Annotated in this window: 20 protein-coding genes; 18 read left to right on the top strand and 2 right to left on the bottom strand. The window is 73.8% G+C overall.

Annotated elements, in window-relative coordinates:
* Positions 1-10 precede the first annotated feature (10 nt).
* Complete coding sequence (locus rosag_RS10980; RefSeq protein ID WP_284350171.1) at positions 11-844, bottom strand: hypothetical protein; 834 nt, start codon at positions 842-844, stop codon at positions 11-13.
* Between the two features lie 113 nt (positions 845-957).
* Between rosag_RS10980 and rosag_RS10975 the strand changes: the two genes are divergently transcribed.
* The 12 genes from rosag_RS10975 to rosag_RS10920 all read left to right on the top strand — a co-directional run bounded on the left by rosag_RS10975 (position 958) and on the right by rosag_RS10920 (position 9319).
* On the top strand, positions 958-1878 hold the full coding sequence (locus rosag_RS10975; protein WP_284350170.1) for a M55 family metallopeptidase: 921 nt from the start codon (positions 958-960) through the stop codon (positions 1876-1878).
* Between the two features lie 64 nt (positions 1879-1942).
* Entirely contained in the window at positions 1943-2281 is a 339-nt protein-coding gene (locus rosag_RS10970; protein WP_284350169.1) for a hypothetical protein, read from the top strand.
* Between the two features lie 145 nt (positions 2282-2426).
* Complete coding sequence (locus tag rosag_RS10965) at positions 2427-3479, top strand: NAD(P)-dependent alcohol dehydrogenase (protein ID WP_345784828.1); 1053 nt, start codon at positions 2427-2429, stop codon at positions 3477-3479.
* 209 nt (positions 3480-3688) lie between these two features.
* Positions 3689-4072, top strand: a complete 384-nt coding sequence (locus rosag_RS10960) for a bleomycin resistance protein (RefSeq protein ID WP_284350167.1) — start codon at positions 3689-3691, stop codon at positions 4070-4072.
* A gap of 9 nt (positions 4073-4081) precedes the next feature.
* On the top strand, positions 4082-4564 hold the full coding sequence (locus rosag_RS10955; protein WP_284350166.1) for a hypothetical protein: 483 nt from the start codon (positions 4082-4084) through the stop codon (positions 4562-4564).
* Positions 4565-4669: 105 nt separating this feature from the next.
* On the top strand, positions 4670-5062 hold the full coding sequence (locus rosag_RS10950; RefSeq protein ID WP_284350165.1) for a hypothetical protein: 393 nt from the start codon (positions 4670-4672) through the stop codon (positions 5060-5062).
* 266 nt (positions 5063-5328) lie between these two features.
* The gene (locus rosag_RS10945) at positions 5329-5511 is read left to right on the top strand and encodes a hypothetical protein (protein WP_284350164.1); all 183 of its coding nucleotides are present in this window, start codon (positions 5329-5331) and stop codon (positions 5509-5511) included.
* A gap of 112 nt (positions 5512-5623) precedes the next feature.
* Positions 5624-6019 carry a YciI family protein gene (locus tag rosag_RS10940; RefSeq protein ID WP_284350163.1) on the top strand — a complete coding sequence of 132 codons (396 nt, stop codon included), beginning with the start codon at positions 5624-5626 and terminating at the stop codon, positions 6017-6019.
* A 7-nt stretch (positions 6020-6026) separates the two neighbouring features.
* Complete coding sequence (locus tag rosag_RS10935) at positions 6027-7286, top strand: RNA polymerase sigma factor (protein WP_284350162.1); 1260 nt, start codon at positions 6027-6029, stop codon at positions 7284-7286.
* Complete coding sequence (locus tag rosag_RS10930; RefSeq protein WP_284350161.1) at positions 7283-7753, top strand: YaiI/YqxD family protein; 471 nt, start codon at positions 7283-7285, stop codon at positions 7751-7753. The genes rosag_RS10935 and rosag_RS10930 overlap by 4 nt, the downstream gene beginning before the upstream one ends.
* A 26-nt stretch (positions 7754-7779) precedes the next feature.
* The gene (locus tag rosag_RS10925) at positions 7780-8178 is read left to right on the top strand and encodes a YciI family protein (RefSeq protein ID WP_284350160.1); all 399 of its coding nucleotides are present in this window, start codon (positions 7780-7782) and stop codon (positions 8176-8178) included.
* 16 nt (positions 8179-8194) lie between these two features.
* The gene (locus tag rosag_RS10920; RefSeq protein WP_284350159.1) at positions 8195-9319 is read left to right on the top strand and encodes a hypothetical protein; all 1125 of its coding nucleotides are present in this window, start codon (positions 8195-8197) and stop codon (positions 9317-9319) included.
* A 210-nt stretch (positions 9320-9529) separates the two neighbouring features.
* Here rosag_RS10920 and rosag_RS10915 read toward each other — a convergent pair whose 3' ends face one another.
* Complete coding sequence (locus rosag_RS10915; RefSeq protein ID WP_284350158.1) at positions 9530-10603, bottom strand: MBL fold metallo-hydrolase; 1074 nt, start codon at positions 10601-10603, stop codon at positions 9530-9532.
* Between the two features lie 197 nt (positions 10604-10800).
* On the opposite strand from rosag_RS10915, the gene rosag_RS10910 reads away from it, so the two are divergent.
* From rosag_RS10910 to rosag_RS10885, 6 genes are all read left to right on the top strand, one after another.
* A complete protein-coding gene (locus tag rosag_RS10910; RefSeq protein ID WP_284350157.1) occupies positions 10801-14571 on the top strand; it encodes an outer membrane beta-barrel protein in 3771 nt (1256 codons plus the stop codon).
* A 113-nt stretch (positions 14572-14684) separates the two neighbouring features.
* Positions 14685-16067 carry a hypothetical protein gene (locus rosag_RS10905; protein WP_284350156.1) on the top strand — a complete coding sequence of 461 codons (1383 nt, stop codon included), beginning with the start codon at positions 14685-14687 and terminating at the stop codon, positions 16065-16067.
* A 177-nt stretch (positions 16068-16244) separates the two neighbouring features.
* On the top strand, positions 16245-16748 hold the full coding sequence (locus rosag_RS10900) for a DinB family protein (protein ID WP_284350155.1): 504 nt from the start codon (positions 16245-16247) through the stop codon (positions 16746-16748).
* A 163-nt stretch (positions 16749-16911) separates the two neighbouring features.
* Complete coding sequence (locus tag rosag_RS10895; RefSeq protein ID WP_284350154.1) at positions 16912-17418, top strand: cupin domain-containing protein; 507 nt, start codon at positions 16912-16914, stop codon at positions 17416-17418.
* Between the two features lie 5 nt (positions 17419-17423).
* The gene (locus rosag_RS10890; protein WP_284350153.1) at positions 17424-17891 is read left to right on the top strand and encodes a DUF5615 family PIN-like protein; all 468 of its coding nucleotides are present in this window, start codon (positions 17424-17426) and stop codon (positions 17889-17891) included.
* Positions 17888-18361, top strand: coding sequence for a 3-hydroxyacyl-ACP dehydratase FabZ family protein (locus rosag_RS10885; protein ID WP_284350152.1), 474 nt, complete (start codon positions 17888-17890; stop codon positions 18359-18361). Before rosag_RS10890 ends, rosag_RS10885 begins: the two co-directional genes overlap by 4 nt.
* Positions 18362-18448 lie beyond the last annotated feature (87 nt).

Genomic DNA, 18448 nt, shown 5'->3' with positions numbered 1-18448 from the left:
ATCCCCGGCGTCAGGTCTTCGGGGACGGGCTCGTCGTCGGCGAAGCCCCCGCCGGCGCGGTGACCGCGGCGGTCGGCGGCGAGCGGAGGCTGATGACGAGGGCGAGCCCCGCGAACACGAGCGCGCTGACGAAGTAGAGGAGGGTGGCCGAGACGCGCGTGCCGCCGCCGCCGCTTCCGAAGCCACCCCAGTGGCTCTCGACGATCCACGAGCTCCGACTCGCGTGCGCGAAGAAGCAGACGGTCGCGAACACCGCGAGCACGCCGAAGAGCAGGGCGAGCACGCTCGCCGGCCAGGTGGCGGGTAGCTCCGCCGGCGGCACGATGCGCCCTGCCGCGAGCGCGGCCGCGAGCGCACGCCGGGCGCCTACCTCGACGCCGCCGAGGAAGATCAAGCCCAGCAACGCGATGCTCCCGACCACGGATGCGGGGCCGACGATGATGTCGACCCAGGCGATCCGGACGCCCTGTGCCGCGGCGATCGGGATGGCGAGGCCGAGGAGCAGGCCGCCGCCCATCACCAGATAGATCCAGAGCGGCACCGGGCGCGCCCGCATCCGATCGAGCATCAGCCGGCGCGTCGAGTCCGCGCGCACGGAATCGCGCACCGCGGCCGCGCGGGCTGCCGAGTCGCGCACCACGATCGCGCGGGCCGAGTCTCGCGCCGCCGCCCGCCGAGCAGAGTCACGCGCGGCCACGCTCGCAGTATCGCCGGGAGGCTGGCCCTGCGCATGGACCGCGAGCGGCGGCCACGCGAGCGCCGCGAGCAGCAGCGCGGTGAGGACGACGCCGCGCGGCGCGGCGTGACCAAGGCACCACCAGGGCGGGAGCGAAGGAGCGAGCATCGCGGGAGCCGAAGCGGGAAACGCGCATGGACACGCTACTGTCGTGTCGCCGGCCAGAATCGGCAAGCGCCGGGAGGCATTGCGCGCCGACGCGCGACGCTGTCTGTTCGCGCATGCGCCCACTCGCCCTCCTCCTGCTCGCCTCCCTCGCGCTGCCCGCCGCCGCGCAGCAGCCCGCGACGTCGCGCCCGCGCCGCGTCTTCGTCTCCGTCGACATGGAGGGGATCGGCGGCATCGGCACGTCGGCGATGACCTCCGCCGCCGGCAAGGACTACGCGACCGGCCGGCGCCTCATGACCGACGAGGTGAACGCCGTCGTCGCCGCGGTGCTGCGCGCCGGGCCCGCGCAGGTGCTCGTCAACGACTCGCACGGCGACATGCAGAACCTCCTGCACGCGGAGCTCGACCCGCGCGTGCAGTACGTGCAGGGGTCCGTGAAGCCGCTCGGCATGGTCGAGGGGCTGGAGGCGGGCTACGACGCCGCGATCTTCGTGGGCTACCACGCGCGCGCCGGCACCGCGAACGGCTTTCTCGCGCACACCGGCACCGGCAGCGTGAAGGGGCTCTGGCTCAACGACGTGGAGGTCGGCGAGGGAGAGCTGAACGCGCTCTACGCGGGCTCGCTCGGCGTGCCGGTGGTGCTGGCGAGCGGCGACTCGGCGTTCGTCGCGCAGTTCACGGCCAGCGCGGGCGCGCTGCGCGCCACGGCGCCGGCGACGGTCGCCACGAAGGTCGCGGTGACGCCGCAGTCGGCGCGGCTGACGCATCCGGCCGCGGTGCGCGACAGCCTGACGGCCGCGGTGGCGCGCGCGCTCGCGGCACCGGCGCGGCCGTTCGCGTTCGGCGGCGCGGCCGGCGCGAGTCAGGCACCCGTGCGCGTGCGGCTCCGCCTGGCCGACGTCACGACGCCGCAGATCCTCGAGGCGATTCCCGGCGTGAAGCGCGTCGACGGCTACACGGTCGCGTTCACCGCGCCGACGATGGCGGACGCCTATCGGATGATCCGGCTGATGTACAAGTTCGTCGTCGTCTGATCGCGGTGGTGGCGCCGACGACGGCGCCCGTCCCGGGAGTGCCATCTCGAGCCGGAAGGTCCGCATGGAGCCGTCGTCGCCGTCCGCCCCCATCGTCGACGCACGCGTGCGCGTGTTCCTCGTCGTCTCGCTGCTGCTGGCCACGGTCCAGCTGGGACTGCTGGTCCCCGCGTGGCGCGAGTGGCGGGCCGGCGTGCCCGACGCCTACACGAACGAGCATCTCCGGCAGGTGCTCAGCGCCGTCAGCGGCCTGTCGGTCGCGCTGCTCCTGCCGATCCCGCTGCTGATGATGCGCGTGCCGAAGGAGCGGCGCGCCTCGCGCCTCGTGCTGCGTGGCGTGTGGATCGCGCTGATGACCGTCACCCTCTACACCTTCTGGCTGCACTACCGAGCGCGAGCGTGAACCGGCGAGCGACACCACGCTGCCGGCACGACCACCGGCGCCGACGGGAGCCGATGGGCCGCGATGTGCGTTGAGCGCGCGGCCCGGATGCGCTAGGCTGCGCGTCCGCAAACGCACTCGCTTCCCGCTGCTCCGGTCGCCCGTCATGATTCCAGCTCTCGGCTACGCCGCCCACGATCCGTCCTCGCCCATGGCCCCCTGGCGCTTCGAGCGCCGCGATCCGGGGCCGACCGACGTCCGCATCCGGGTCGAGTTCTGCGGCGTGTGCCACTCCGACCTCCACTTCGTGCGCGGCGAGTGGGGCCCCATCAAGTATCCGCAGATCCCGGGGCACGAGATCATCGGCCGCGTGGTCGCGGTCGGCGACGCGGTGACGAAGTTCCGGCAGGGCGACACCGTCGGCGTCGGCTGCCTCGTCGACAGCTGCCGCACCTGCGCGTCGTGCGGCGAGGGGCTGGAGCAGTACTGCGAGAACGGCCACACGCAGACGTACGGCGGCATCGAGAAGGAGACCGGCCGCCCCACCCAGGGCGGCTACTCCAGCGAGATCGTCGTGGACGAGCGCTTCGTGCTCCGCGTGCCCGACGGGATGGACCTCGCGTCCGCCGCGCCGCTGCTGTGCGCGGGCATCACCACGTACTCGCCGCTGCGCCAGTGGAAGGTCGGCCCCGGCAGCCGCGTCGGCGTCGTGGGCCTCGGCGGCCTGGGGCACATGGCGGTCAAGCTCGCGCGCGCGATGGGCGCGCACGTGACGCTGTTCACCACCTCGCCCAACAAGGCCGAGGACGCGACGCGCCTGGGCGCGAGCCAGGTGGTCGTGTCGAAGGACGCGGCGGCCATGAAGGCGGCGCGCAACTCGCTCGACGTCATCCTCGACACGGTCTCGGCGCCGCACGACCTGGAGCCGCTCCTCGCCACGCTCAAGCGCGACGGCACGCTCGTCCTGCTCGGCGGCGCGCCGACGCCGCACTCGTCGCCGAGCGCGTTCTCGTTCATCATGGGGCGCAAGCGGATGGCGGGCTCGCTCATCGGCGGGCTGCCGGAGACGCAGGAGATGCTCGACTTCTGCGCGCAGCACGGCATCGGCTCGGACATCGAGCTGATCCCGGTGCAGCGCATCGACGAGGCGTACGAGCGCATGCTGCGGAGCGACGTGAAGTACCGCTTCGTGCTCGACATGTCGACGCTCGCGGGCTGACGGTGCGGGCTCGCGGCGCCTGACCCGGAACGGCATTGCAAGGATGAAGATCGGATAAAGTCTGATAACGACGGATGGCTCCGCATGGCGGCGAGGGGTTTCGCGCTTCACCGCCGCCATCCGTCGTTATCAGATCTCGTCAGATCTTATCTTGCAAATGCAGTTCGTCGTTCGATCCTGCAGCGACGGTGGATGACCCGGAGGCTCCCATGGCCCAGCTCCTCGAATCGCGCTGCGTCCTCGCCGTCCGCGACCTCGCGGCCTCCACGCGCTTCTGGATCGACGTCCTCGGCTTCCGGCGCGACTTCGGCGACGGCACCGACGGCTGGAGCTTCCTGTCGCGCGACAACTTCCGGGTCATGCTGGGCGAGTGCCCGGACGCGCCGCCGGCGTCCGACATCGGCGACCACTCGTACGTCGCGTATCTGGTCGTCGACGACGTGGACGCGCTGCACGCCGAGCTGTCGGAGCGCCTCCCGGAGCCGGCGGCGGCGCCCGTGAGCGAGCCGTGGGGACTGCGCGAGTTCGGCATCCGCACGCCGGACGGGCACCGCCTGCGCTTCGGCGAGCCGGTGGTCGTGCAGGACGACTGACCGCGCGCGATGCCCGCGATCGCCACGCGTGCGCTGCTCGCCGTCGCGCTCCTCGCGCGGTCGGATGTCTCGCAGGTCCCGTCGCCGGCCGCGGCGACGCTGGCGGGCGACTGGGAGCTGAGCCTCGCCCGCACGCACTACGGCCCTGGCGTGGACCGCCGCCGGCGCGAGCGCTTCACCTGCACGGCCGATGGGCCGCGCGTGGCGTGCACCATCACGGGCGAGCGCGCGGACGGTCGGCGCGTCACCGGTCGCTTCACGGCGGCCGCGGACGACGTGCCGTCGTCCGCGACCGGCGTTCCCGGCATCGACGCGGTGCGCCTGCGCGCGGCCGGCCCGTCGATCGTCGACGCGACCTTCCTGCTCGCGGGGCGCCCGGTGTTCGGGTATCGCGCGTACCGACCGGCCGATGGCCGCACGCTCGTCGTCGTGACGGTGGATCCGGTGTCGCGCGCCGCGCTGACCACGGTCGTGGTGTACGACCGGCGCTGATCCCCGAGCGACCCGCTTGCCGATCGCGGTGCCGCGCCGATCTTTCCGGGCGCGCGTCCCGATCGCGGCCGCGCCGGAGGAGACCCGACCACCCGGAGCATCCGCATGCGTCCCGTCCTCGCCCTCGCGCTGCTCGTCGGTGTCGCCGCCTGTGACGGCGGCCGTGGCACCGCGCCCGACGCACCCATCATCCTGGTCCGCGTGCAGCAGGAAGGCGGCGTGCCGGCCGGGCCGTCGCAGGTCATCATCACGCAGGCGTCGGGCGCGCAGATCGTGACGCGGTCGGGCCGCGACGGACACGTCGAGATCGCGGTCGACGCGGCGGGCGTGCACCGCGTGCGCCTGATCCCGCGCGACGGCTACGTGGGCCGCGAGGGGACGCTGACGCAGGACGTCGCCGTCTCGGCGGGCGAGCGGGCGGTGGTGTCCTTCACGCTCTATCCCGCCGGTCGCAACGGCGATCTGGGCGAGCCCGCGCTCTTCCCGACGGATCGCTGAGCCGCCGCGAGCCGGCGTCGCGCCGGACCCGTGTGCCGATTGGGGAGGACGCGGATGCTCCGGATGATGCGGATACGCCGGATCGTTCCTCGCGGCGGTGGAGCTCCGCGCGCCCGTGAGGAGTGATCGGAACGATCCGTTCCCATCCGGAGCATCCGTATCCCCCAAAGGGCCGGCAGTTCGTGCCGTGGCGTTCTCCCTCGCGCCGCGCGACCTTTCGCGCTCGAAGCGAGCACGCGTCACGAACTCGGACGGCGAGGAGCGCGATGAAGGGAGGCAAGGGCGGGCGCAAGCGCAGGGACACGAGCGGGCCGGCGGCGCGCGACGCGCATCCGCGCGGGAAGCCGAAGAAGGGCGCCGCGCCCAAGCGCCCGGCCGACGCGCCGCCGAAGAAGGGGAGCCGCAAGAACCCGAACTTCGGCGGCATGCCCGCCGCGGGCGACGAGTGAGTCCACCCGCCGCGCGCCCCGATGTCGAGCGCGCGCGGCCGGCTCCGACTACTCCATGCAGGCGTCGTCGCACATGATCGGCGCCGCATCCCCCTTCAGCGGAGACTGTCCCATGCGCTTCATCATGATGATGCACGCCCCGCGCGGCGACGGCGGCTACCGGATCAACGACTGGTCGCCCGAGGACTTCCAGGCGCACATCGCCTTCATGCACCGCTTCAACAGGCAGCTCACCGAGGCGGGCGAGTTCGTGGGCGCCGAGGGGCTCGCGCCGCCGGGCGCGGCGAAGCTGGTGCGCGCGGGGAAGGACGGCGCGCCCGTCACCGACGGGCCGTTCCCCGAGACCAAGGAGTTCCTCGCCGGCTGGTGGATCGTGGACGTCGACAGCCCGGAGCGCGCGTACGCGCTGGCCGCGCAGGCCTCCGCCGCGCCCGGCCCCGGCGGCGTGCCGCTCAACATGCCGATCGAGGTGCGCCAGGTCATGAGCGGCCCGCTCCCGGACGCGTGAGCACCGCGTGACCGCACCCGATGCCACCCACCGCCTGCTGCGCGAGCTCGCGCCGCAGGTGCTGGGCGTGGTGGCGCGGCGCCACGGCGACTTCGCCGACGCCGAGGACGCGGTGCAGGAGGCGCTCATCGCCGCGGCGCAGCAGTGGCCCGTCGCGGGCGTCCCCACCAACCCGCGCGGCTGGCTGTACCAGGTCGCCATGCGGCGCCTCGCCGACCACGTGCGCGCCGAGGTCGCGCGCCGCCGCCGCGAGGACGCCGTCGCCGCCGAGCGTGCGGCCACCGAGCCCTTCGTCCCGCCGCGCGACGCGGACCTCGGCGTCGAGCAGGACGACACGCTGGTGCTGCTCTTCATGTGCTGCCATCCGGCGCTCACGCCGCCGTCGGCGATCGCGCTCACGCTGCGCGCGGTGGGCGGCCTCACGACCGCGGAGATCGCGAGCGCGTTCCTCGTCCCCGAGGCGACGATGGCGCAGCGCATCAGCCGCGCGAAGGCGAGCATCCGCGCGTCGGGCGTGCCGTTCACGCTGCCGACGGACGTCGAGCGCGCCGCGCGATTGGGCGCGGTGCTGCACGTGCTGTATCTGATCTTCAACGAGGGCTACGCCAGCACGAGCGGGCCGGGCCTCCACCGCACCGACCTCTCCGACGAGGCGATCCGGCTGACGCGCGCGCTGCATGCGCTGTTGCCCGATGATGGCGAGGTCGCGGGGCTGCTCGCGCTGATGCTGCTCACGGACGCGCGCCGCGCCGCGCGCACGGGCCCGCACGGAGAGCTGATCCCGCTCGACGAGCAGGATCGCGCGCTGTGGAGCCGCGCGCTGATCGACGAGGGCGTGGCGCTGGTGGAGGGCGTGATGGCACGCGGGCCCGTCGGCCCCTACGGGCTGCAGGCGGCCATCGCGGCGGTGCACGACGAGGCGCCGCGCGCGGAGGACACCGACTGGCCCCAGATCCTCGCGCTCTACCAGCTGCTGGAGCGGCTGTCCGACAACCCGATGGTCGCGCTGAGCCGCGCGATCGCCGCCGCGATGGTGCACGGCCCTGAGGTCGGATTGGAGCAGCTCCGCGCGCTCGACGCGGACGCACGGCTGGCCGGCCACTACCGGCTGGACGCGGTGCGCGCGCACCTGCACGAGCGTGCGGGCGATCCCGCGCGCGCCGTCGCGCACTACCGCGCCGCCGCCTCGCGCACCGCGAGCGCGCCCGAGCGCGACTACCTGCTGGCGCGTGCGGCGCGCCTGACTCCCTCGCTGAATTCCCGATGAAGCTCTGGATCGACGCCGACGCGGCGCCGCGCGACGTGAAGGACGTCTGCCTGCGGGCGGCCGAGCGGCTGAAGCTCGACACCGTCCTCGTCGCCAACCAGCGCATCCTGCTCCCACTCGGCTACGCGCACGTGACGGCGGTGCGCGTGGACGGCGGGCCCGACGTCGCCGACCGCTACATCGTGGAGCACGCGGTCGCGGGCGACGTCGCGGTGACGGCCGACATCCCGCTCGCGGCGCTGCTCGTGCCCAACGGCGTCGTCGTGATCGACCCGCGCGGCGAGGAGTACACGGCCGAGAGCATCGGCGAGCGGCTGTCGGTGCGCAACTTCATGGACGGGCTGCGCGGGGCGGGGGTGGAGACCGGCGGCCATGCGGCGTATGGTCCACGCGAGAAGCAGGCGTTCTCGAACGCGCTCGACCGCGCGCTCACCCGCGCGCTGCGCCGCCAGCGCCCCGCTCCCTGACAGACCCGATCCGACGAGGCCCCGACATGCCGCAGTTCGTGCTCCTGATCTACACCGACCGCGCGCTCCTGGACGCGCTCCCCGACGGCGAGGCCGACGCGATGATGCGCGACTGCCTCGCGCACGCCGACGACATGCGGCGCGACGGCCGGCTGCTCGACACGCAGATGCTCGCCGACCCGACGACCGCGAAGGCGGTGCGCATCCGCAACGGCCGCCTCACCGCGCTCGACGGCCCGTACGCCGAGACGAAGGAGGTCCTCGGCGGCTTCAACCTGATCGAGGCCGCCGACATGGAGGAGGCGCTGCGCATCGCGGCCGAGTTCCCGTGGGCGCGCACCGGCTGCGTCGAGGTGCGCGCGGTGGCGGACGTCGGCGCGGTGCGCGAGCGCGTGGGCGCGCCGGCGGCGCCGGCGGCGCCGTAGCACGCGCCCGACGCGCGTGTACGCCACCTGCCTGCGCTGCGAGCGCGCGCTCGGCACGAACGACGAGGTGCCCCACCTGCGCGTGGGCCGGCGCCTCGCGTTCGACACCGTCGCGGGGCGCCTGTGGGTCGTGTGCCGGCGCTGCGCGCAGTGGAACCTCACGCCCATCGAGTCGCGCTGGGAGGCGCTGGCCGAGTGCGAGGCGCTCGCGCTGGCGGCGGAGACGCGCGGCGGCGGCGCGACGCTCGCGCTGGCGCGCACGCGCTCGGGGCTGGAGCTGCTGCGCGTCGGCGGGATGCCGGACGCGGACATCGCCAACTGGCGCTACGGCCGGCGGCTGCAGGCGCGCCAGTGGCTCCTCCGGTGGACCGCGCTCGCGCTCGCGGTGCTCGCGCTGCTGCTCGGCGTGCGCGCGGCGATGGACACGCATGCGCCGCAGGTGGGCGTGTACGTCACGCTCCTCGTCGGCTTCGCGTTCGCGTGGTTCTGGGCGCGCCCGCCGCGGCTGTGGGCGACGATCCCGCACGCGGGCGGCCGGCACCTGCTGTGGGGCTACCAGCTCGCCGAGATCCACTTCGCGGTCGACGACGCGACCGGGCAGCCGACGCTCGTGGTGCCGCGCATGGTCGGCGGCGAGCTGCGGCTGCGCGGACGCGACGCGGCGGGGCTGCTGGTCCGGCTGCTGCCGCGCATCAACGGCGCGGACTGCGCGAGCGCGTCGCTGACGGACGCGCTGGCCCGCGTGGGGTACGCCGAGGACGCGGCGGTCCGCGATCTGGAGGCCGCGGCGCGCAGGGCTGGCAACCCGGAGCCGCCCGTCGCACGCGGCACGCGGCGGCAGCGCAAGGCGAGCGCGCGCGTCGCGCGGCAGCGCACGCCGCTGCGGCCGTGGGAGCACGTCGTCGTCGACGGCCACATGCGCCGCCTCCTCGCCGAGACGCCGGAGCGCCGTCTCGCGCTCGAGATGGCGGTGACCGAGGAGCTGGAGCAGATCGCGCTCGAGGCGCACGCGGACGCGCTGACCGAGCGCTGGCGCGACGAGGAGGAGGTGGGCGCGATCGCGGACGACCTGCTCGTGCCGGACGCGGTGCGCGATCGCTTGCGCGCGGCGCAGGAGGCGCGCGACGCACAGCAGTCGTAGTGGAGCTGCGTGCTGCGTGAACTACGAACGGCTCTGACAGGATTGGACGGATTGAACGGACAAGATCGGATGTACGCTCCTGGCGGCGCACGGCGCCTCACCGCCACATGGAGAGAAATCCGATCTTGTCCGTCTAATCCGTTGTAATCCTGTCTAAAGCAGTCCGGGTCCGGCGCGACGGCGCACGCCACGCAGCACGCAGCCGTCAGCTCATCGCGCCCGCACCGCCCGCCACCACTCGCTCACCGGCGGCGGCTCGCACGGCTCGATCGACTCGCCCGGGCGCGGCATCACCAGCGCCACCTCCGCCGCGCGCGCCGCGGCCACCACGCGCTCCGCGGGCTCGTCCCACGCGTGGAACGCGAGGTTGAACGTCCCCCAGTGGATCGGCAGCAGCAGCTTCCCACGCAGCGCGACGTGCGTCGCCACCGCCTGCTCCGGATCGAGGTGGATGTCCGGCCACGTCGGCCCGTAGGCGCCGATCTTCACCATCGTCAGGTCGAACGGGCCGTGCGTCGCGCCGACCTCCGAGAAGCCGTCCCACGGCCCCGAGTCGCCGCTGTGGAAGACGCGGTGCGACGGCCCGTCGATCACGAACGACGCCCACAGCGTCCGGTCGCCGTCGCGCAGCCCGCGTCCCGAGAAGTGCCGCGCCGGCGTCGCCGTCAGCGTCAGCGCGCCGACGTCCGCGCTCTCGTGCCAGTCCAGCTCCGTGATCCGCTTGGGCGACACGCCCCACCGCTCGAGGTGCGCGCCCACGCCCAGCGGCACCACGAAGCGCGCCTTCGCCTGCGCACGGTTGGCGGCCAGCGCCTGCACCGCCCCCATGTCCAGGTGGTCGTAGTGGTCGTGCGTGATCAGCACCACGTCCATCGGCGGCAGCCCGCCGATCGACACCGGTGGCCGGTGGAAGCGCTTCGGCCCCACGCGCTGCCACGGCGACACGCGCTCCGCCCACACCGGATCGACCAGCAGCCGGTGCCCGTCCATCTCCAGCACCATCGTCGAGTGGCCCAGCCAGGTCGCCCGCAGCCCCGAGCGCGGCAGCACGGCGAGCGTCTCCTTCACCCGGTCGACGACCGGCAGGGGACCCGGCGGCACCCGCTGCTCCGGCCCGCCGAGCTGGCGCCGGAGCGTCTGGCCCATCGTGCCGGGGAGCGTCTTCCGGGTGGGGATCGGGTTCTGGAAGACGCCGTCGCGCCAGTGCGGCGAGGCCTGGATGCGGGCCAGCCGCTCGCCCGTGGGCGCGGCCCCCAGCGCGCGGGTCCAGTCGGAGAGCGGCATGCGCGCTAGAGTACGGCGCAGCGCGGGGCGCGTCCAATCCGTAGGGCTCCGCGGCCCGGTCGGACCCGGCCCGGGGAGGCGACAACCCTTCCCGGCCGCCATGGGTCAAACCCCGAGCGCCCGCCGGCCCCACCGGCGAGGCGGCGTCGTCGTGCCGTCGTCGTGCCGGTCGCCCATCCCTCCCGCGCCGAACCGTCGTGAGCCCCCGCCCTCTCCTCCCCATCGTCGCGGTCGCCCTGGCCGTCGCGCCGTCCGCCGTCCGCGCGCAGCAGGTGGACGTCATCCGCGGCCAGATCACGGGCCCCGACGGCGAGACCATCCAGAACGCCGTCGTCTCCGCGACGTCCATCAGCGGCAACGTCACGCGCACGGCGCGCACCGACCGCCAGGGGCGCTTCACGATCACCTTCCCCGGCGGCGACGGCGACTACATGGTCAGCGTGGCGGCCGTGGGCTTCGCGCAGCGCCGCTTCGAGGTCAAGCGCACCGTCGACCAGGAGATCCTCCTCGCCGACGCGCGCCTCGCCCGCGTCAGCACGGTGCTCGACGCCATGCGCGTCACCGCGCCGCGCGACCGCGTCTCGCGCAACGACCAGCTCCAGCCCGACATCGGCGGCTCCGAGCGCGCGATCGCCAACGCCTCCGCCACCGTCCCCGCCGACCAGCTGGGCGACCTCGCGGCGATGGCCGCGTCGCTCCCGGGCGTGCAGCTCGTCCCCGGCCAGGACGGCGGCGCCAACGGCTTCTCGGTGCTCGGCCTCGGCGCGGACCAGAACCAGACGACGCTCAACGGCATGAACTTCGGCGGCAGCAACCTGCCGCGCGACGCCGCCGTCTCGTCGTCGCTCGCCAGCTCGCCGTACGACGTCTCGCGCGGCGGCTTCTCCGGCGGCCAGTTCAGCCTCCGCACGCGCGGCGGCTCGAACTTCGTCACGCGCGGCGTCAGCCTCAACGTCGACGCGCCGCAGATGCAGTGGACCGACCGCGCCGCGCGCGCCCTCGGCCAGTCGTACTCCAACGTGTCGCTCGGCGGCCTGGTGTCGGGGCCCATCAAGCCCGACCAGGCGTTCTACTCGCTGTCGTACCAGCTCGGGCGGCGCGCGAACGACTTCCAGAACCTGCTCAACACCGGCGCGCTCGGGCTGCAGGCCGCCGGCGTCGCCGCCGATTCCGCGACGCGCCTCGCGACGCTGCTGCGGCAGGCCAGCGTCCCCACCAGCATCGGCGGGCTGCCGAGCGATCGCCTGAGCGACAACGGCGCGGTGTTCGGGAGCATCGACATCGCGCCGCCGTCGTCCACGCGCGGCCAGTCGATGACGCTGTCGTTCAACGGCAGCTGGAACCGCCAGCGCCCGCTCGGCGGCAGCGTGGTGGACGTGCCCGCGTACAGCGGCGAGCGCTCCGGCTGGAACGGCGGCCTGCAGGCGCGGCACAGCACCTACGCCACCATCTTCGGCGTCGGCGTGCTCACCGAGACGACGCTCGGCCTGAACGCGAACCGCAGCGAGATGTCGCCCTTCCTCGCGCTGCCGTCGGGGCGCGTGCGCGTCAACTCGACGTTCGACGACGGCACCACCGGCGTGCAGACGCTCGGCTTCGGCGGCAGCCAGGCGCTCAACTCCACGCAGTCGAGCACCAGCGTCGGCTACCTCAACCAGCTCTCCTGGTTCAGCGCGAACAACAAGCACCGCCTGAAGCTCACGAGCGAGCTGCGGCGCGACGGCTACGACCAGGACCAGCGCGCCAACTACCTCGGATCGTTCTCGTACAACTCGCTCGCCGACCTGCAGGCCGGCCGGCCGGCGTCGTACAGCCGCCTGCTGACGCCGCGCGCCAGCGCCGGCAGCCAGGTCGTCGGCGCCGTGTCGCTCGGCGACGCGTTCCGCTACAGCCCGGATCTGCAGATCCAGTACGGCCTGCGCGTCGACGGCAACGCGTTCACCGCCAGCCCCGACGCGAACCCCGACATCGAGCGGCTGTTCGGCACGCGCAACGACCGCGTCCCCAGCAAGCTCTATCTCAGCCCGCGCGTCGGCTTCTCGTACACGCTCGGCGAGGCGCCGCAGGTCTCCGCCTTCGAGGGCGCGGTGCGCGGCCCGCGCGCGGTGGTGCGCGGCGGCGTCGGCGTCTTCCAGGGGCTGCCGGGCACGCAGGCCATCAGCGGCGCGCTCGAGAACACCGGCCTCGCCAGCGCGGTGCAGCAGATCAGCTGCGTCGGCGCGGCGACGCCGATCCCCAACTGGGCCGCGTACGCCGCGGGCGCGAGCAACATCCCGACCGTCTGCGCCGACGGCACCACGGGCTCCCTCTTCGCCAACACGGCGCCGAGCGTGACGCTGTTCGCGAAGGGCTACACGGCGCCGCGGTCGGTGCGGTCGAACCTGCAGTGGAGCGGCCCGCTCCTCGACAACCGCTTCTCGCTGACGGCCGAGGGGACGTACTCGCTCAACCTGAACCAGCCCGGCTCGGTCGACCTGAACTTCACGCCGGTGCAGCGCTTCGCGCTCGCCGACGAGGGCGGCCGCCCGGTGTACGTGCAGACGTCGAGCATCTTCCCGGCGACCGGCGCCATCGCGTCGCGCGACGCCCGCGTGTCGCAGCAGTTCGCGCGCGTCGGCGAGCTGCGCTCCGACCTGCGCTCCGAGAGCCGCCAGCTGCAGCTGCGCCTCGCGCCCACGCGCTTCAGCACGAAGTTCACCTGGAACGCGGCGTACGTGTACTCCAACGTGCGCGAGCAGGTGCGCGGCTTCACGAGCACCGTCGGCAACCCGTTCGACGTCGAGTGGGCGCGCTCCGCGATGGACTCGCGCCACCAGTTGCAGTACACGCTCGGCTACAACTTCTGGGACGCGGTGCGCGTGAACTGGTTCGGGTCGTTCCGCTCGGGGCTCCCGTTCACGCCCACCATCGCGGGCGACGTGAACGGCGACGGCTACGCCAACGACCGCGCGTTCGTCTTCGATCCCGCCAAGGCCACCGATCCCACGCTCGGCGCCGCGATGCAGCAGCTGCTGACGAGCGGGCCCGAGGCGGCGCGCGAGTGCCTGCGCAAGCAGATCGGCAGCCTGGCGTCGCGCAACAGCTGCCAGGGGCCGTGGACGTCGTCGGCGGTGCTGTCGCTGACGTTCAACCCGGTGAAGTTCCGCATGCCGCAGCGCGCGACGGTGTCGCTGCAGGTCAGCAACCCGCTCGGCGCCGCGGACATGCTCGTCAACGGCGAGAACTCGCTGAAGGGGTGGGGGCAGCAGCTCTTCCCCGACCAGTCGCTGCTCTACGTGCGCGGCTTCGACCCGCAGACGCAGCGCTACCGCTACGAGGTCAACCAGCGCTTCGGCGAGACGAGCCCCGCGCGCAGCGCGATCCGCGCGCCGGTGACGCTGACGGCGCTGATGCGCTTCGACATCGGCCCGACGCGCGAGCGGCAGCTGCTGACGCAGCAGCTCGACCGCGGCCGCTACCTCCCGGGCACGAAGGTCCCCGAGCAGTTCCTGCGCGCGATGTACGCGGGCGGCGGCGTGCCGAACCCGATGGCGCAGATCCTCCGCCAGCAGGACTCGCTGAAGCTCACCGGCCCGCAGGCCGACAGCATCGCCACGATCAACCGCTGGTTCACGATCAAGACCGACTCGATCTGGGCGCCCGTCACGAAGGAGCTGGGCGCGCTCCCCGACCGCTACGACCGCGACGACGCGTACGACCGCTGGATCCGCGCGCGCCGCGCCTCGATCGACCTGCTGGCGCAGGTGGCCCCGCACGTCCGCGGCCTCCTGACGGCCGACCAGCACCGCAAGCTCCCACCGTTCATCTCGGGGTACCTGGAGCCGCGCTACCTCGCCTCCATCCGCAACGGCACCGCCAGCTTCACCGGCGGCGGCATGATGCCGGGTCTGGGCGGCGGTGGCGGCGCGGTGATGATCGGCGGCGGTGGCGGCGGCGTCGCGACCGAGCGGGTGATCATCCGACAGTAGAAAGCAGCTACGTGCTGCGTGCTGCGTGAGAAGCGTCCCGACGCCGTTCACGCAGCACGCAGCACGTAGCATAGACGGAATCGCAGCAACTCGTCCTCCACCATTCTCCTTCCATGCGTCGCTTCCCTCTCCTCGCGCTCGGTGTCGTGGCGGCCGTTCCGGCCGCACAGGCTCAGTCCCGCCCGCCCATCCGACCGCTGGGCCCCGTCGTCGCGAAGACCACGGCGCCCGTCGGCCTCGTGACGTCGGTGCGCGCGCTGCCCGGCGGCCGCGTGCTGCTGAACGACGCGCTGCAGCGGCGCGTGGTGCTGCTCGACTCGACGCTCGCCAACGCGACCGTCGTCGCCGACACCACCGCCGCCACGGGCAACGCGTACGGCGGCCGCATCGGCGGGCTGATCCCGTTCCGCGGCGACTCCACGCTCTTCGTCGACGCGGCCAGCATGTCGATGCTCGTCATCGACCCGAACGGGAAGGTCGGGCGCACGCTGTCGGTGCCGCGTGCGCAGGACGCCAACGCGCTCGTGAGCGCGGCGTTCGGCACGCCGGGCTTCGACGCGAAGGGCCGCCTGGTCTACCGCTCGATGCCGCAGTTCCGCTTCGCCGGCCCGCCGCCGGGCGCCGCGGGCGGCAGCGGCGCGATGCCCCTGCCCGAGATGCCCGACTCCGCGGCGCTCGTGCGCGTCGACCTCGCGACGCGCGCCGTCGACACGGTGGGCTTCGTGAAGACGCCGAAGATCCGCATGCAGGTGACCGAGAGCGGCGAGGGCCGCCGCTCGATCTCGTCGGTGTTCAACCCGCTGCCGCAGGCCGACGACTGGGCGGTGCTGAGCGACGGCACGATCGCGATCGTGCGCGGCCGCGACTACCACCTCGACCTCGTGACGCCCGACGGCACGACGCGGAGCGCGGCCAAGGTGCCGTTCGACTGGCAGCGCCTGACGGACGAGCAGAAGGTGACCTTCATGGACTCGGTGAAGGCGCAGCGCGCGCGCATGGGCGCGGTGGGCGGCATGGACATGGGCGGCGCGCCGCGCATGATGATGCAGATCAACGAGGGCCCCGGCGGCCCGCCGCCGCGTGGCGGCGGCGAGCGCCGCGTGCAGGTCGAGGGCGGGATGCAGGTCGCCGTCGGCGGCCCGCCAGGCGCCGGCGGTCCGTCCGCCGCGGCCGGTGGTGCCGCCGCCGCGGCCGCCGCGCCGCTCATCTTCGTCGACCCGAGCGAGCTCCCCGACTACCGCCCGCCCTTCCTCGCCAACTCGGCCCGCGCCGACGCGCAGGGCAACGTCTGGATCCGCACCACCGCGGCGGCCACCGCGCCGGGCGCGCTGGTCTACGACGTCGTGAACGCGAAGGGCGAGCTGGTGGACCGCGTGCAGGTCCCCGCCGGCCGGCAGATCATGGGCTTCGGCCCGGACGGCTCCGTTTTCCTGATGGCGCGGGAAGGGCAGGGGGCGACGGCCACGACGACCCTTGAGCGGGCCCGCATCCGGTAACTCGGAGGACGATACGACGGAGGACGGAACGGCGGAGGACGATGGAGCGTGAAACGATGAGGCGGACCCTTCGCGCTCGATGCGTCGAGCCGAGAGGTCCGCCTCATCGTTTCACGCCGTATCGTCCTCCGCTTCATCGTCCTCCGCCGTATCGTCCTCCGCCGTTCCAGGCACTTCATGTTCTCGATCGACTACCTCGACCGCGTCCACGCCCGCACCCGCCGCGTCGTGCTGCTCGTCCCGCGCGACGACGTCGAGTGGGCGCCGAAGGACGGCTGGTTCACCTTCGGCGGGCTCGTGCGCCACCTCGCCGGCATCGAGCGGTGGATGTACGGCGAGACGGTGCAGGGACGCCCCAGCCGCTATCCCGGCCACGACGCGTCGCTCGCCGCGGGCTACGACGCCGACGGCTTCGACGCGACGCTCGCCTACTACGACCGCCTGCACGCCGAGTCGCGCGCGATCTTCGCGGGGCTGTCGGCGGAGCGGCTGGCCGCGAGGTGCGAGACACCGGCCGGCGCGCCGATCACCGTCGGCAAGTGGCTGCGCGCGATGCTCGAGCACGAGGCGCATCACCGCGGGCAGCTGTACCTGATGCTCGCGCTGCGCGGCGTGCCGACGCCGCCGTTGTACGGGCTGACTTCGGAGGAAGTGCAGTCGCGGTCTGGCGGAGAACGCTGAGGCGGAGGACGGAGGAGCGGAAAACGATGGAGCGTGAGACGATGAGGCGGACCTCTCGGCTCGAGGCGTCGAGCGCGAAGGGTTCGCCCTTCCGTATCGCGCCGTCCCGTCCTCCGCCCTATCGTTCTCCGCCGTATCGTCCTCCGCCTCTCAACTTCCGTCCATGTTCGTGACTCCGCTCGTCGCTGGTCCCGATTCCGGCACCGACGCCAGCATCCGCCGCTTCCGCACCCGCGTGCGCGTGCGCGGCGACGCCAGCGGCAACGCCGCGTCGGTGCTGGAGCACGCGCTCGCGCCCGGCTGCGTCGCGATGCCGGTGCACCGCCACGACGCGTGCGAGGTGCTGCACGTGCTGGAGGGCGCGCTCTGGCTCTGGCTGGACGGCGCGGAGCAGCGCCTCGCGGCCGGCAGCAGCGTGGTGATCCCGCCGGGCGCGCGCCACACCTTCTGGGTCGACGTCGACGCGCCGGCGCCCGCGCGCGTCCTCGCGGTCGTCGCGCCGGGCGGGATGGAGCGCTACTACGAGGACGTCGCCGCGCACGTGCCGCGCGATGCGGGGCGCGGCCCCGACATGGACGGCGTGCTGGCCGCGTGTGCGCGCCACGGCGTGGAGCCCGACATGATGAGCCTCTACGACCTGATCGCGCGGCACGGGCTGTCGCTGGCCTGAGCGCGGTGCAGAACGCGTCGCCGGACGCGCCGCGCTTCCTCGCCGACGCGATGCTCGCGCGGCTCGCGCGCTGGCTGCGCGCCCTCGGCCACGACGTCCTGCTGGCCGGGCCGGGCGAGCCCGACGCTGCCGTCGTGCGACGCGCGGAGGCCGAGGGGCGCTGGCTGCTGACGCGCGACCGCGCGCTGGCCGCCGACGGGGCGCGCGCCCTCGGCGAGCGCCGGCTGCTGCTGCGCGCCGACGCGCCGCTCGCCCAGCTGCTCGAGACGCGCGACGCCCTGGGGCTGCGCGACCTCGCGCTGACCTTCACGCGCTGCCTGCTGTGCAACGCGCCGCTCGACGTCCTCGACGCGGAGGGGCCGTGCGGCGGGCCGCGGCGGCGGTGCGCCGCGTGTGGTCGGGTGTACTGGGAGGGGAGCCACACGCGCCGCATGCGCGCCGCGCTCGCCCGCGCGCTATCGTCCGCACCATGATCCCGTCGATCGCTCCCGTCGCCACGCTCGACGCCCAGGCCGTCCTCGGGCTGCTCGCGCACCGCTATCCACTGCTGCTGGTCGACCGCATCGACGTCATGGCGCGCGGGCAGCGCGTGATCGGCCACCGCCGCGTCACCGGCGGCGAGTGGGCCACGGGCGGCCCCGCGGGCGCCGGCGCCACGGGGTGGGAGCCCGGCCTTCCCGGCCTGCTCGCGGTCGAGGCGCTCGCGCAGACCAGCGCCGCGCTGCTGATGGACGTCATCGACGCGCCCGAGGGCGTGATCGGCTACTTCGCCGGCTTCGAGCGCGTGCGCCTGCGCGGCCGCGCGCGCGTGGGCGAGACGCTGGCGCTCGAGGTCACGCTGCGCGCCTTCAAGCGCGGCGTCGCGAAGCTGCGCGGCGAGGCGCGGGTCGAGGGGCGGGTGGTGGCGCGGGCGGATTTCACGACGGTGGTACGGCCACGATAAGGCGGAGGACGGAACCGCGGAGGACGATGAAGCGGAGGACGAAGCAGCGCGATACGGAACGGCGGACCCATTGAGCTCGAAGCATCG

This window comes from Roseisolibacter agri (assembly GCF_030159095.1).
Taxonomy (GTDB): Bacteria; Gemmatimonadota; Gemmatimonadetes; order Gemmatimonadales; family Gemmatimonadaceae; genus Roseisolibacter; species Roseisolibacter agri.
This window is presented reverse-complemented; position numbering and strand designations above follow the sequence as displayed.

What these genes read in the sequence shown, in the direction of transcription:
- rosag_RS10980 (WP_284350171.1), bottom strand. Translation starts at nt 844, where the DNA reads ATGCTCGCTCCTTCGCTCCCGCCCTGGTGGTGCCTTGGTCACGCCGCG.
- rosag_RS10975 (WP_284350170.1), top strand. Translation starts at nt 958, where the DNA reads ATGCGCCCACTCGCCCTCCTCCTGCTCGCCTCCCTCGCGCTGCCCGCC.
- rosag_RS10970 (WP_284350169.1), top strand. Translation starts at nt 1,943, where the DNA reads ATGGAGCCGTCGTCGCCGTCCGCCCCCATCGTCGACGCACGCGTGCGC.
- rosag_RS10965 (WP_345784828.1), top strand. Translation starts at nt 2,427, where the DNA reads ATGATTCCAGCTCTCGGCTACGCCGCCCACGATCCGTCCTCGCCCATG.
- rosag_RS10960 (WP_284350167.1), top strand. Translation starts at nt 3,689, where the DNA reads ATGGCCCAGCTCCTCGAATCGCGCTGCGTCCTCGCCGTCCGCGACCTC.
- rosag_RS10955 (WP_284350166.1), top strand. Translation starts at nt 4,082, where the DNA reads ATGCCCGCGATCGCCACGCGTGCGCTGCTCGCCGTCGCGCTCCTCGCG.
- rosag_RS10950 (WP_284350165.1), top strand. Translation starts at nt 4,670, where the DNA reads ATGCGTCCCGTCCTCGCCCTCGCGCTGCTCGTCGGTGTCGCCGCCTGT.
- rosag_RS10945 (WP_284350164.1), top strand. Translation starts at nt 5,329, where the DNA reads ATGAAGGGAGGCAAGGGCGGGCGCAAGCGCAGGGACACGAGCGGGCCG.
- rosag_RS10940 (WP_284350163.1), top strand. Translation starts at nt 5,624, where the DNA reads ATGCGCTTCATCATGATGATGCACGCCCCGCGCGGCGACGGCGGCTAC.
- rosag_RS10930 (WP_284350161.1), top strand. Translation starts at nt 7,283, where the DNA reads ATGAAGCTCTGGATCGACGCCGACGCGGCGCCGCGCGACGTGAAGGAC.
- rosag_RS10925 (WP_284350160.1), top strand. Translation starts at nt 7,780, where the DNA reads ATGCCGCAGTTCGTGCTCCTGATCTACACCGACCGCGCGCTCCTGGAC.
- rosag_RS10915 (WP_284350158.1), bottom strand. Translation starts at nt 10,603, where the DNA reads ATGCCGCTCTCCGACTGGACCCGCGCGCTGGGGGCCGCGCCCACGGGC.
- rosag_RS10905 (WP_284350156.1), top strand. Translation starts at nt 14,685, where the DNA reads ATGCGTCGCTTCCCTCTCCTCGCGCTCGGTGTCGTGGCGGCCGTTCCG.
- rosag_RS10900 (WP_284350155.1), top strand. Translation starts at nt 16,245, where the DNA reads ATGTTCTCGATCGACTACCTCGACCGCGTCCACGCCCGCACCCGCCGC.
- rosag_RS10895 (WP_284350154.1), top strand. Translation starts at nt 16,912, where the DNA reads ATGTTCGTGACTCCGCTCGTCGCTGGTCCCGATTCCGGCACCGACGCC.
- rosag_RS10885 (WP_284350152.1), top strand. Translation starts at nt 17,888, where the DNA reads ATGATCCCGTCGATCGCTCCCGTCGCCACGCTCGACGCCCAGGCCGTC.